The sequence below is a fragment of the Paenibacillus sp. 32352 genome (genome assembly GCF_002042965.1).
Classification (GTDB): Bacteria; Bacillota; Bacilli; order Paenibacillales; family NBRC-103111; genus Paenibacillus_S; species Paenibacillus_S vulneris.
Genome location: NZ_MZNT01000017.1, coordinates 24,984 through 38,054 on the forward strand (window position 1 = coordinate 24,984; position 13,071 = coordinate 38,054).

The window sequence follows — 13,071 nt, forward strand, 5'->3', positions numbered from 1 at the left end:
GGAGGACTGGAATTTATGAGTACGGAGCAAGCCGCAGGCTATTTTGGTTCCTTCGGGGGCAGCTACATTCCGCCGGAGCTTCAAGAGGTAATGGATTATTTGGCACAGCAGTTCGAAACGTATAAGAATGATCCCGAATTTGTTGAGGAATTTCAATATTACCTGAGAGAGTATGTCGGACGTGAAAATCCGTTAACGTACGCCAAGCATTTGACCGATAAGCTGGGCGGAGCCAAAATCTATTTAAAACGCGAGGACCTCAACCATACCGGGTCCCATAAGATCAATAACGTATTGGGTCAAATCCTGCTGGCCAAACGGATGGGAGCCAAGCGCATTATCGCGGAAACGGGAGCGGGACAGCATGGTGTGGCCACTGCAACGGTCTGCGCGATGTTCGATATGGACTGCACCATCTATATGGGAGCGGAAGATACCCGCCGTCAAGCATTGAACGTATTCCGCATGGAGCTTCTCGGCGCTAAAGTCGTAGCGGTTGAAAAAGGCCAAGGAAGGCTGAAGGACGCGGTGGATGAAGCGCTCGGCGATCTGGTGCAAAACTATCGCAACACCTTTTACCTGCTGGGCTCGGCTGTAGGACCGCATCCGTTCCCTACGATGGTCAAGCACTTCCAATCCATTATCAGCGAAGAATCCAAGCGCCAAATCTTGGAGAAGGAAGGGCGTCTGCCTACGGCCGTTCTGGCATGTGTAGGAGGGGGAAGCAATGCGATCGGAGCCTTCGCTCATTATATTGACGAGCCGTCCGTTCGTCTGATCGGCGTGGAGCCGGACCAAGCGCCATCCCTGACGCAAGGGGTGCCGGCCGTACTGCACGGCTTTAAATGCCTGGTGCTGCTCGACGAAAACGGAGAACCGCGCAAAACGTATTCCATTGCGGCAGGACTCGACTATCCGGGCATCGGGCCGGAGCACAGCCATTTAAAAGAAAGCGGACGGGCCGAGTACTATACTGTAACGAACGAGGAAGTGCTTAATGCGTTCCAGGTGCTGTCCAAAACCGAAGGCATTATTCCGGCACTGGAGAGCGCTCACGCTGTTGCTCATGCTTTGAAGCTCGCGCCGACCTTGACCAAGGACGACATTCTGATCGTCAATCTGTCCGGCCGCGGGGATAAGGATGTGGAACAAGTGTTCCATATGCTGCAAAATCAATAGGACAGGCCTTGAGAGTCCCTTGCCTCGGACGATGAAGCTTTTATTCATCCCGGGGCAAGGTTTTTCCATTGTTGGGGAAATATTAAATTCGGGGCTAATGGCCTTGCGTAGCAAAGCCTGTTTCAGAAGCCTGGCAGGAGGGATACCCCACCGGAGCAGTTCAAGCTCTGCACGTTTTTCAACAAATCTGCCCCGTCTCGAGGGGTTTCTCATGCCATCAGGACACTTCTTTTTTCCAGCAAAAGGATTTCAGTGAAAATGTCAATCATGTTAGGATAACGTTCGGCAATTGTGGTATAATAGACAAGATTTGGCGTAAAGGGGACATAGTATGGGAAAAGTATTTGTGTGCGATCATCCGTTGATACAGCACAAGCTCACTTACATAAGAGACAAGGCGACAACGACGAAAGATTTTCGGGAGCTTGTCGATGAGGTGGCCACGCTGATGGCTTACGAGATTACAAGGGATATTCCTTTGCAAAAGGTAGAGGTGCAGACACCTGTAGCTACCGCCGAATGCCGTGTTATTTCCGGCCGGATGCTAGGATTGATCCCCATTTTGCGTGCCGGTTTAGGCATGGTGGATGGAATATTGAAGCTTGTCCCGGCAGCCAAGGTCGGCCATATTGGGCTGTACCGCGACCCGCAAACGCTCGAGCCGGTAGAATACTACGCCAAACTGCCTACCGATGTAACGGAGCGGGAGCTGATCGTTATCGATCCGATGCTGGCCACTGGAGGCTCGGCGAATGCTGCCATTACCGCACTGAAGAATAGAAACTGCTCGCAAATTAAGCTGATGTGTCTGATTGCTGCGCCTGAAGGTGTACAAGCGGTCCAACAAGCGCATCCGGATGTCGATATTTATGTTGCTGCCATTGACGATTATTTGGATGATCACGGTTATATCATCCCGGGCCTCGGCGATGCCGGCGACCGTTTATTTGGGACGAAATAAGGCAATAGAAGTAGTAGGGATGAACGGCATAGTGGAGGGGGAACGAACATGAGCAAAATTAAGGTAATTACGATTTTCGGCACAAGACCGGAAGCTATCAAGATGGCTCCATTGGTGCTGGAGCTTCAGAAATATCCCGAGCAGATCGAATCTTTGGTGTGCGTGACCGCGCAGCATCGTCAGATGCTCGATCAGGTGCTGGATACGTTCAAAATTAAGCCGAATTACGACCTGGACGTAATGAAGGAGCGCCAAACGCTGAATGAGATTACGATTCGCGTGCTGCAGGGCCTCGATCCGGTGTTCCGTGAAGAGAAGCCGGATTTGGTTCTTGTGCACGGCGATACGTTGACTACCTTCCTCGCGAGCTATGCGGCTTTCATGCAGCAGGTAAAAGTAGGGCACGTGGAAGCGGGACTAAGAACTTGGAACAAGATGTCCCCGTATCCGGAAGAAATGAACCGTCAGTTAACCGGTGTGCTGTCGGACCTCCACTTCGCTCCAACGGACTTGTCCGCGAACAATCTCCGTAAGGAGAACAAGTCGGAAGATACGATCTTTGTTACGGGCAATACGGTAACGGACGTGTTCCAGTATACGGTACAAAAAGACTTCACCCATCCTGTACTGGAGTGGGCCGAAGGCAAACGCCTCATCCTGATGACGGCACACCGCCGTGAAGCGCAGGGAGAGCCGCATCGCCAAATTTTCCGCGCCGTTCGACGTATTGCGGATGAATTCGAGGATATCGCGATTGTCTATCCGGTGCATCCAAGCCCTGCGGTGAAGGAACCGGCCTACGAAATGCTGGGCGGACATCCGCGAATCAAATTGATCGAACCTCTGGATGTATTCGAGTTCCATAACATTTACCCGCATGCGCATATGATTTTGACCGATTCCGGAGGTCTTCAGGAGGAAGCGCCATCGTTCGGGGTACCGGTCCTGGTTCTTCGCGAGACGACGGAACGTCCGGAAGGGATCGACGCAGGCACGCTGGAGCTGGTAGGAACCAACGAGGAGAAGGTCTACGAACGGGCTAAAGCGCTGCTTACCGATGCTGATTTATACCAAAAAATGAGCCAAGCGGCCAACCCTTACGGGGACGGAAAAGCGTCGGAACGTATCGTGCAAGCCATCCTTTACCATTTCGGACAAGCTTCTGCAAGACCCGAGCCGTTCCAACCGTGACAATCTCATGACAAACGCTACAGCGTACAGTTGCACTGTTTGGTTTGTAAGCCAAAAAAACCTTGATATGACGGGCTTTTTGTGACTTTGATCACGGCTTGTTAACAAAGATCGGCAATTGACAAACCTCGCATAGCTTCGTTACAATAAGTGAGGATTCTCAGGAGGATGCCTATGAAACAGCCAAACCGCAACGATAATCCGTGGCGAGCCGCTGCATTGTCGAGCGCCATTGGAATCGACCTTGCAGTATGCTTGTGGGCCGGATATTGGTTCGGCGACTGGTTAAGTCATACGTTAGGCGGGCAGTTATGGCTGCTGGGAGGTTTTCTGCTGGGTCTTGTCTCTGCAATTATCAGCATTTACTTTATGATCAAGCAGTACGGAGGGCTATAATGGATGATTTTTCGGCCCATCTGAAAACGGTTCAAAATGTGTTTCTCTTTTTTCTTTCCTTTTGTTTGGTCGTATGGGCGATTTTCGTCGAATTCCGACCGTATTCGGCAGGATTGATGCTTGGTTCAGTCGTCAGCATGATCAACGCTAGGTATCTTGCTTGGAAAATTCGCAAGCTATCCGAGAAAGTGATCGCAGCTCCACCTGAGCAAAAAGTACCTACCAAAGTCAGCATAGGTTTTTTAACAAGGGCAGCCATTGCCGGATTGGCCGGGCTTCTGGCCATTCGCTTTCCCGAGCATGTCGCGCTTGTTACGACAATTATCGGATACTTTTTTGCTCAATTGGCAACACTCGTATTGGGTATTCTTTCTATTAAAAGATCCAAGAAGTAAAACCAATCGTGGAAAGGGGTGAAAATGGAAAACATGGAACACCAAGTGCCAGGTATAGAACTATTTGGTCTTCACTTCGATCTGTCTGCACTGCTTATGATCGTCGTGACCAGTATCATTGTTTTAATTCTCGCCATTTCCGGCGCTAGCAAAGGATCCGTTACGAATCCTTCGAAAATTCAAAACTTTATGGAATGGGTCGTAGAGTTTGTTGAGGGCATTATCGGCAGCACCATTGGGTCGAAGCACGGCAAACCGTTTATCGCGCTCGGAATGACACTCATCATGTATATTTTTATCGGTAACATGCTGGGACTTCCGTTCTCGATCGTTACTGAAGATCATGTTGCTTGGTGGAAATCGCCGACAGCAGACATCGCTGTAACGGCTGCCTTAACGGTTATTGTTATCGTACTTAGCCACTACTTGGGTATTACTCGTAATACCAAACATTATTTTGCGCATTACTTTGAATACAAAGGCGCTATGCTTCCACTGCATTTGATTGAAGTGGTATCTAAGCCGATGACGCTTGCTTTCCGTCTCTACGGTAACATTTATGCAGGGGAACTAATGATTTCTGTCATCATCGGGGCAGGCTGGTTTGGAGTTTTGCCTTTATTAGTATGGCAGGGCTTCAGTGTGTTCGTAGGTGCGATTCAAGCATTCGTATTTACGACGCTGACGATGGTTTACATTGCGCAAACTTTGGTCCACGAAGAAGAGGGCCACTAAGCAGCAAGACTCACCTCGGGTATTCTCGAGTCATATAATAAAAACTTTTTCAATCTAAGGGAGGATTTTCTCAATGGGAGCTTTAGCATTAGTAGCAGCAGCAATTGTATTCGGTTTGGGTGCACTTGGTGCAGGTATCGGTAACGGTTTGATCGTAGGTCGTGCTTTGGAAGGTATTTCCCGTCAGCCTGAGCTTCGCGGTACTCTTCAAACAACTATGTTTATCGGTGTAGGTCTAGTAGAGGCAATGCCAATCATAGCTTTGGTTCTTGCGTTCATCTTGATGGGCCAAGCTTAAGAAATCGTTTGGCGGGGATGGCGACATAGCCTCCACGCCTTCGTTTTGCCCACGTTATCAGAAGGGAGTGACCTTACTTGCATATCGAATGGACCACGTTTTTTATTCAAATCGTAGCCTTCTTGATTTTGTACTTCCTGCTGCAAAAGTTTGCGTTCGGCCCTTTGTTCGGCATGATGGAAAAACGCAGACAGCTCGTGAAGGATCAAATTCAAACAGCTGAAAATAGTCGCAAGCAAGCTGAGCAATTGTTAGAGGAGCAAAAACAGGCCCTTCAACAAACTCGTAAAGAAGCACATGATATTATTGAACAAGCTAGACAAACGAGCTCCAAACAAGCGGATGAGATTGTTGCAGCAGCACGTAAAGAAGCTGACCGTTTGAAGGATGAAGCGCTTAAAGATATCGAGAACGAGAAAAACAAAGCGGTTGCAGCTCTTCGCAGCCAAGTGAGTGCGATGTCCGTATTGATCGCCTCCAAAATTATTGAGAAGCAAATCGACGAGAAAACCCAGAATGATTTGGTTGAGCATTACCTCAAAGAGGTAGGAGGCAACGTATGAGTGACATCGTAGTAGCGAAGCGATATGCCAAAGCTTTATTCGAGGTAGCTCAGGAGAAGGGCATTATTTCCGGAGTGGAAGAAGAGCTGAAATCTGTAGTTGGTGCGATTAGGGATAATGCGGATCTGCAGAAGTTCCTGAACCATCCGAATATCGGGGCTTCCGTCAAAAAGGACCTGCTGAAGCAGATTTTTGAAGGCAATGTTTCCGAACCGGTGTGGAATACGCTGCAGATTTTGATCGATAAGGGTAGAGAGGGCGTTTTGGCCCAGTTGGTTACTGATTATGTGAAAATCGCCAATGAAGCTCTGGGTCAGGCTAGCGCTACGGTGTACGCGCCGTTTGCGATTTCCGAAGCCCAACAGGCTGAAATTGCGGCACAATTCGGCAAACTGACGAATAAAACCATCCGTGTTCAAACCGTTATTGAGCCTAAGCTTCTTGGCGGCATTCAAGTACGGATCGGAGACCGTTTATATGATGGAAGCTTGGCGGGGCGTCTGAATCGTCTGGCAAGTTCGTTAAAATAAGCACTAGCACTGTAAGAATAGGGGTGAAGTTCGTTGAGTATCAAACCTGAAGAAATCAGCACATTGATTAAACAACAGATTGAAAACTATAAATCCGATATGCAAGTGGTTGACGTAGGTACAGTTATTCAGGTTGGTGACGGTATCGCTCGTGCTCACGGCTTGGAAAACGCTATGGCGGGAGAGCTGCTTGAGTTCGCTAACGGCGTTTTGGGCTACGTTTTTAACCTTGAAGAAAGCAACGTAGGTATCGTTATTTTGGGACCTTACACAGACATTCGTGAAGGTGACCAAGTAAAACGTACCGGCCGTATCATGGAGGTTCCTGTTGGTGAAGAACTGATCGGTCGTGTCGTTAACCCATTGGGTCAACCAGTGGATGGTAAAGGTCCTATCAACACAGCGACTTTCCGTCCGGTTGAATCTCCGGCTCCAGGCGTTATGGCCCGTAAATCGGTCCATGAGCCAATGCAAACCGGTATTAAAGCAATCGACGCGATGATTCCTATCGGTCGCGGTCAGCGTGAGTTGATCATCGGTGACCGTCAAACAGGTAAAACTGCGATTGCCATCGATACGATCATCAACCAAAAAGGTAACAACGTAAAATGTATTTACGTTGCTATCGGTCAAAAACAATCCACCGTCGTTAACGTGGTTGAAACTCTGCGTAAAGCCGGCGCTATGGATTACACGATTGTCGTAACAGCGAGTGCTTCCGAGCCTGCTCCGTTGTTGTGGCTTGCACCTTTCGCAGGCTGCGCGATGGGCGAGTACTTCATGTACAAAGGCGAGCACGTGCTTATCGTTTATGATGACTTGACGAAGCAAGCAGCGGCATACCGCGAGTTGTCCTTGCTGCTCCGCCGTCCTCCGGGTCGGGAAGCTTATCCGGGTGACGTTTTCTACCTGCATTCCCGTTTGCTTGAGCGTGCAGCTAAGTTGAACGACTCTTTGGGTGGAGGCTCCATTACAGCCCTTCCGTTCATTGAAACTCAAGCGGGTGACGTATCCGCCTACATTCCGACGAACGTTATCTCGATCACAGACGGACAGATCTTCCTTGAGTCCGACCTGTTCTACTCCGGTCAACGTCCAGCGGTTAACGTTGGTATCTCCGTATCCCGGGTAGGTAGCTCCGCGCAAATCAAAGCGATGAAAAAGGTTGCCGGTACGCTGAAAACCGACTTGGCCCAATATCGTGAATTGGCTGCGTTCGCAGCGTTCGGTTCCGATTTGGATAAAGCGACTCAAACTCGTTTGAACCGTGGTTTGCGTACATTGGAAATCTTGAAACAAGGCGTTCACCAGCCGCTGCCGGTTGAGAAGCAAGTTGCTTCCATCTACACGGTGGTAAGAGGACATCTTGATGAGCTTCCAGTACAGGATATCACTCGCTTCGAAGCTGAATTCCTGGCTTACCTGGATTCCAACCGTCCTGAAATTTTGCAAAACATCCGCGATACGAAAGATTTGACGTCGGATAATGAGAACGCACTGGTTGATGCAATCCAGCAGTTCAAAAAAGGATTTGCAACTTCCGCGCAATAGATGAACGAATCTGAGCTTCTCGTACGGGAAGCTCGGTGTTCCATTTTAAGTCTTTTAACAGGCTTTTCGAGTGAAGGCTTTTCTGTCAAAGGAGAAGCTTCGAGAGAGAGGTGAGCAGGCATGGCAAAAGGAATGCGCGAGATTAAGCGCCAGATCAAGTCCAAACAAAACACGAAGCAAATCACGAAAGCGATGGAGATGGTTGCTGCCTCCAAGCTGAGAAGAGCCCAAGAGGCTGCTGAAGCGGCACGTCCTTACGCTGACAAGCTGAAGGAAGTAGTCGGCAGTATTGCGGCAGGCAGTAAAGGCATCAAGCATCCGATGCTGCAAAATCGCGAAGTGAAGAAAACGGGTTATCTCGTTGTGACTTCAGACCGCGGCTTGGCGGGTGGTTACAATGCGAACGTGTTGCGCCGGGTTATGACGGAGATCCAGGAAAGACACAAATCTCCTAGCGAGTATTCCATCTTCGTTATCGGGCGTAAAGGTAGAGATTTCTTCAGCAAGCGCAACATGAACATCGTCGAAGAGGTGGTTGGGCTATCTGATTCACCGACCTTCGGAGATATCAAGACAGTTGCTAGTGCTGCAGTGAAAAACTTTGAGAACGGATCTTACGATCGTTTGTTCCTCGTATATAACAGATTTGTCAATGCGATCTCCCAAATTCCTACGGTAAAGCAGCTTTTACCTATGGAAGATATGAGCGGAACGGCAGTATCGAACTACGAATACGAGCCTTCTCCGGAAGGTGTATTGGAAGTGTTGCTGCCTAAATATGCGGAGACGCTGATTTACAGTGCCGTATTGGACGGTAAAGCAAGTGAATTCGGCGCGAGAATGACGGCCATGAGCAATGCAACGAAGAACGCGACAAAGATGATCAATACTTTGACATTGTCGTACAACCGTGCTCGTCAGGCTGCGATTACCCAAGAGATCTCCGAGATCGTCGCTGGCGCGAACGCACAAAGCTAATACGATTCAATCTTCAACCTAAACACAATTTAGGAACGGATAAGGCAAAGCTGGCACGATAAGCCGAAGCAGAGTCAATGCTATCAAGCAGCTTTGTCCAATGACAGAGCTTTTAGGAGGGAAAACAGTGAGCAAAGGGCGCGTTGTGAACATTACGGGACCGGTCGTCGACATTGAGTTTGATCGTGGACACCTCCCTGAGATCTTAAATGCGATTAAAATTGAAAAAAAGGCAGAACAAGCAGGCGAACAAACTATTAGCCTGACGGTTGAAGCAGCTGTTCATCTGGGCGACAACATGGTGCGCTGCGTTGCGATGTCTTCTACTGACGGTTTGGTTCGCGGTATGGAAGCTGTTGATACTGGTGCACCTATCAGCGTTCCAGTTGGTGCAGCTACTTTGGGCCGCGTATTTAACGTGTTGGGTGATCCAATCGATGGGATCGAGGAAATCGATCGCTCCGTGACGAACCCAATCCATAGAAGCGCTCCTTCGTTTGAAGAGCTGTCTACGCAAGTAGAAATTCTGGAAACAGGGATCAAAGTTATCGACTTGATCGCGCCTTACGCAAAAGGCGGTAAAATCGGTCTGTTCGGTGGTGCGGGTGTAGGTAAAACCGTTACACTGCAAGAGTTGATTCACAACATCGCATCCGAGATGGGCGGTTTCTCCGTATTCGCGGGTGTTGGTGAGAGAACGCGTGAAGGTAACGACTTGTACCATGAAATGAAGGAGTCCGGCGTTATCGACAAAACGGCGATGGTGTTCGGTCAGATGAACGAGCCGCCAGGTGCGCGTCTTCGCGTTGCTTTGACAGGCTTGACAATGGCTGAATATTTCCGTGATGTAGAAGGCCGCGACGTTCTTCTATTGATCGACAACATTTTCCGTTTCACGCAAGCAGGTTCCGAGGTATCCGCCCTTCTGGGACGTATGCCATCTGCGGTAGGTTACCAGCCTACATTGGCTACAGAGATGGGCCAATTGCAAGAGCGTATCACATCCACCAAAAAAGGTTCCGTTACTTCGATCCAAGCGATCTACGTTCCTGCGGATGACTATACGGACCCGGCTCCGGCTACAGCGTTCGCTCACTTGGACGCTACAACAAACCTGGAGCGTAACATTGCAGCAATGGGTATCTTCCCTGCGGTTGACCCATTGGCATCCTCTTCCCGTATTCTGACTCCAGAAATTCTTGGTGAAGAACACTACAATGTTGCTCAAGGAGTTAAGAAAATCTTGCAACGTTACAAAGAGTTGCTGGATATCATCGCGATTCTCGGTATGGACGAGTTGTCCGACGAAGACAAACTGGTCGTAAAACGCGCAAGACGGATTCAATTGTTCTTGTCCCAGCCGCTTCACGTGGCCGAGGCGTTCAACGGTATCCCTGGTCTGTTCGTACCGGTTAAAGAAACAGTTCGCAGCTTTAGAGAGATTCTGGATGGTAAGCATGACGATCTTCCAGAACCGGCGTTCCACAACGTGGGTACGATCGAAGATGCGATCGCAAAAGCGAAAACTTTGTAATCTAACAAGCATCGCTGGGCAATCTTAACGGCTTGTCCAGCGGTATTTATAAAGAGCACGGCAGCAAAAATGGCAAACTAGCGAACTCAAGTTCGATAGTTGCTGACCAAGTGGTTTGCTGAAGCAAACTCTTAGGAGGAATCCAAGTGAGTACTTTCCTACTGGAAATCGTAACTCCTGAACGTAAAGTGTTTGCTGAAGATGCAAACATGATTATCGTGAAGGGTGTAGCTGGGGAGCTTGGTATTCTGCCAAATCACATTCCTTTGGTTACTCCATTGAAAGTGGCACCGGTTACCGTGAAGCAGAACGGTAAGCAATTGTATATTGCGGTAAACGGCGGCTTTATGGAAGTCCGCAAGGACAAAGTGGTTATTCTGGCGGAAAGCGCTGAGCTGCCGGAACAAATCGATCTTGAGCGTGCTAAAGCAGCCAAAGAACGTGCTGAGAAGCGACTGGCGTCCAAGGACAACTACGACTTCAAACGCGCGGAAGTGGCTTTGCAGAAAGCATTAAATCGGATTGAAGTGTATGGTAAAAGATAAGAAGTTAACATAATCAAGCGAGAGGAACCTAGTTTCTCTCGCTTTTTTACCATATACAATTTACATTTTGACTTCATAATGTGCTCGAATCAGCATTTAGGCACTGGAGGGTGCTCGTTTTTTTCTCGCCATATAGGAATATGAAACTCACCCTCCCGGCCGTCTGTGGAATATTTTTAAAAAGGAACTTTTTGCTTTAAAGGAAATTCAGGAAATATTAGACACCCCAACAGGCATTTGTTATAATTATTTAGGCATAAATTAACAGTAGCAGCGTGCTTGGTCAGATTTGCTTTTAGAAAAAATGGCTAAGGAAATTCATCTTGTTTACGCTTACATTGTAAATGAGAAGAAACGACGATGTCCTTCTGCCAAATCGGCCCTGCACAAGCTCCAGAAAAACATACTTTCCAATACTTTAGTGGGAGGCGGATCGTTCACGATGTACATGAACAATTACGTGGTCGTTGCCATTTTTCTCATGCTTGGAGTGTTACTTCCAGTTGTAGCGCTTACAGTTGGACGATTGCTACGCCCAAACAAGCCGGTGGAGGAGAAGTATACCACTTATGAAAGCGGAAATGAGCCCGTCGGCGAGAGCCATGTGCGCTTCAATATCCGTTATTACTTGTTTGCCTTGATGTTTGTTATTTTTGATGTAGAAACTGTATTTTTGTACCCATGGGCCGTTGCGTATAAGCAATTAGGCTTGTTTGCGCTTGTAGAGATGTGCATCTTTGTCGGGCTTCTCGTTGTAGGGTTAATTTACGCTTGGAAGAAGAAGGTGCTGCAATGGACTTCAATTTAGAGTCAATTTCCCCGGAAGAAAGACAAGAGCTGGAACGTAATGTATTTATGACGACGTTAGAGCAAGTGAAAGCCTGGGCTCGAAGCAATTCCTTGTGGCCATTGACCTTCGGTCTTGCCTGCTGCGCCATTGAAATGATGGGAACCGGAGCATCGCACTACGATTTGGACCGGTTCGGGGTTATCTTCCGCACATCTCCAAGGCAATCCGACGTGATGATCGTGGCCGGCACCGTAACGAAGAAAATGGCTCCGCTGCTTCGCCGTCTATACGAGCAGATGCCGGAACCGAAATGGGTGATCGCCATGGGCTCCTGTGCGACGGCGGGCGGTCCTTACGTGAAGTCCTATGCAGTCGTGAAAGGCGTTGACCAGGTCGTTCCCGTGGATGTATATATTCCCGGGTGTCCTCCGAACCCTGCCGCTTTAATCTATGGTATCAATAAGCTTCAGGAGAAGATACGGTATGAAGCAAAAACGGGTAAGCAGGTGACCAATCGATGAGCGATGAGCAAAAGAAGGATGGGCTGCAGCCTGATGAAGGAGTACAGCCATCTGCCAATGCAGACACATCGGCACCAGAACCGCAGCAAAAGCCTGCAGACAATGCACCGGAATCGAAGGATAAGCCGAGCGGAGCGGCCGCAGCTCCTAAGGAAGCTGCGGTGAGCGAAACGGCTTCTAACGAGAAGCCGAGCGATGGGGAGCCGGAGTCGGCTCCGGCAAGGCCCCCAAGGCCGGAGAGAAAGGCCGCTGCTGCTACAGGCGATGCTGCGGTTGAGAATGCTACACCGGCGAAGGCGGCTTCAGCGGACGAGGACAAGGAAGCTAAAGCGAAGGCGGCTGCTGAAGCTCGCGCGGCGCGTGCTAACGCCCGGGCAAAGAAGCCGGACGGTGAAGCGGAAGCCGCTGCGCCTAAAGAGCCTTCCCCGAATCAGCCTAGGCTGGACCTGTGGGTGAAGCTTCTCAAAGAGAAGCTCGGCGACGATATTGTAGAGGAAGCTTTTATCAACGAACGGGATGCACATCTTCCGTATATAGTTATCCAGAATGAACGATGGGTGGATGCGGCGAAGCAGCTTCGGGATCATCAGGATTTTAAAATGAACTACTTGCGGAATGTATCCGGAATTGACCAGGAGACGCATATGGAGGTTGCTTACCATATGCTCTCGCTGGAGACGAAGCAAGAGATTTGCATTAAAATTAAAACGAACCGTGAAGCTCCGTCCATCCCTTCGGTTACCCCTGTTTGGCCAACAGCCAACTGGAACGAACGGGAAATTTACGATTTATTAGGAATTGATTTTCCGGGGCATCCGGACTTGAGAAGGATCATGATGTCTGACGATTGGGTCGGCCATCCGCTGCGAAAAGACTATGAACCGCTTGACCCGGAGGTGTAGAG

General features: G+C 49.1%; 16 protein-coding genes. All 16 read left to right on the top strand.

Going from position 1 to position 13,071, the window contains the following annotated elements; genetic code table 11:
* Window positions 1-15 precede the first annotated feature (15 nt).
* Window positions 16-1,179, top strand: a complete 1,164-nt coding sequence (gene trpB / locus B1728_RS30515) for a tryptophan synthase subunit beta (RefSeq protein ID WP_079914205.1) — start codon at window positions 16-18, stop codon at window positions 1,177-1,179.
* 331 nt (window positions 1,180-1,510) lie between these two features.
* Window positions 1,511-2,140: a uracil phosphoribosyltransferase gene (upp, locus tag B1728_RS30520; protein WP_079914206.1), complete on the top strand. Its 630-nt coding sequence runs from the start codon at window positions 1,511-1,513 to the stop codon at window positions 2,138-2,140.
* 48 nt (window positions 2,141-2,188) lie between these two features.
* Window positions 2,189-3,331 carry a non-hydrolyzing UDP-N-acetylglucosamine 2-epimerase gene (gene wecB, locus B1728_RS30525; RefSeq protein ID WP_079914207.1) on the top strand — a complete coding sequence of 381 codons (1,143 nt, stop codon included), beginning with the start codon at window positions 2,189-2,191 and terminating at the stop codon, window positions 3,329-3,331.
* Window positions 3,332-3,505: 174 nt separating this feature from the next.
* Entirely contained in the window at window positions 3,506-3,727 is a 222-nt protein-coding gene (locus tag B1728_RS30530) for an AtpZ/AtpI family protein (protein ID WP_079914208.1), read from the top strand.
* Window positions 3,727-4,122: an ATP synthase subunit I gene (locus B1728_RS30535; RefSeq protein ID WP_079914209.1), complete on the top strand. Its 396-nt coding sequence runs from the start codon at window positions 3,727-3,729 to the stop codon at window positions 4,120-4,122. The genes B1728_RS30530 and B1728_RS30535 overlap by 1 nt, the downstream gene beginning before the upstream one ends.
* 33 nt (window positions 4,123-4,155) lie before the next feature.
* Complete coding sequence (gene atpB, locus B1728_RS30540; protein WP_079914321.1) at window positions 4,156-4,857, top strand: F0F1 ATP synthase subunit A; 702 nt, start codon at window positions 4,156-4,158, stop codon at window positions 4,855-4,857.
* A 73-nt stretch (window positions 4,858-4,930) separates the two neighbouring features.
* Window positions 4,931-5,155, top strand: a complete 225-nt coding sequence (gene atpE / locus B1728_RS30545) for a F0F1 ATP synthase subunit C (RefSeq protein WP_079914210.1) — start codon at window positions 4,931-4,933, stop codon at window positions 5,153-5,155.
* Between the two features lie 77 nt (window positions 5,156-5,232).
* On the top strand, window positions 5,233-5,718 hold the full coding sequence (gene atpF, locus B1728_RS30550) for a F0F1 ATP synthase subunit B (RefSeq protein WP_079914211.1): 486 nt from the start codon (window positions 5,233-5,235) through the stop codon (window positions 5,716-5,718).
* Window positions 5,715-6,248 (top strand): F0F1 ATP synthase subunit delta, encoded by a 534-nt coding sequence (locus tag B1728_RS30555; RefSeq protein ID WP_079914212.1) that lies wholly within the window; start codon window positions 5,715-5,717, stop codon window positions 6,246-6,248. Before atpF ends, B1728_RS30555 begins: the two co-directional genes overlap by 4 nt.
* A 33-nt stretch (window positions 6,249-6,281) precedes the next feature.
* Complete coding sequence (atpA, locus tag B1728_RS30560; RefSeq protein ID WP_079914213.1) at window positions 6,282-7,799, top strand: F0F1 ATP synthase subunit alpha; 1,518 nt, start codon at window positions 6,282-6,284, stop codon at window positions 7,797-7,799.
* Window positions 7,800-7,919: 120 nt separating this feature from the next.
* Window positions 7,920-8,777, top strand: coding sequence for an ATP synthase F1 subunit gamma (gene atpG / locus B1728_RS30565; RefSeq protein WP_079914214.1), 858 nt, complete (start codon window positions 7,920-7,922; stop codon window positions 8,775-8,777).
* A 127-nt stretch (window positions 8,778-8,904) separates the two neighbouring features.
* A complete protein-coding gene (gene atpD, locus B1728_RS30570) occupies window positions 8,905-10,311 on the top strand; it encodes a F0F1 ATP synthase subunit beta (RefSeq protein WP_079914215.1) in 1,407 nt (468 codons plus the stop codon).
* Between the two features lie 146 nt (window positions 10,312-10,457).
* Entirely contained in the window at window positions 10,458-10,856 is a 399-nt protein-coding gene (locus B1728_RS30575; protein ID WP_079914216.1) for a F0F1 ATP synthase subunit epsilon, read from the top strand.
* 442 nt (window positions 10,857-11,298) lie between these two features.
* Window positions 11,299-11,664 (top strand): NADH-quinone oxidoreductase subunit A, encoded by a 366-nt coding sequence (locus tag B1728_RS30580; protein ID WP_079914217.1) that lies wholly within the window; start codon window positions 11,299-11,301, stop codon window positions 11,662-11,664.
* Window positions 11,649-12,167 carry a NuoB/complex I 20 kDa subunit family protein gene (locus B1728_RS30585; RefSeq protein ID WP_028550962.1) on the top strand — a complete coding sequence of 173 codons (519 nt, stop codon included), beginning with the start codon at window positions 11,649-11,651 and terminating at the stop codon, window positions 12,165-12,167. The genes B1728_RS30580 and B1728_RS30585 overlap by 16 nt, the downstream gene beginning before the upstream one ends.
* On the top strand, window positions 12,164-13,069 hold the full coding sequence (locus tag B1728_RS30590) for an NADH-quinone oxidoreductase subunit C (RefSeq protein WP_079914218.1): 906 nt from the start codon (window positions 12,164-12,166) through the stop codon (window positions 13,067-13,069). Before B1728_RS30585 ends, B1728_RS30590 begins: the two co-directional genes overlap by 4 nt.
* The last annotated feature ends 2 nt before the right edge of the window (window positions 13,070-13,071 follow it).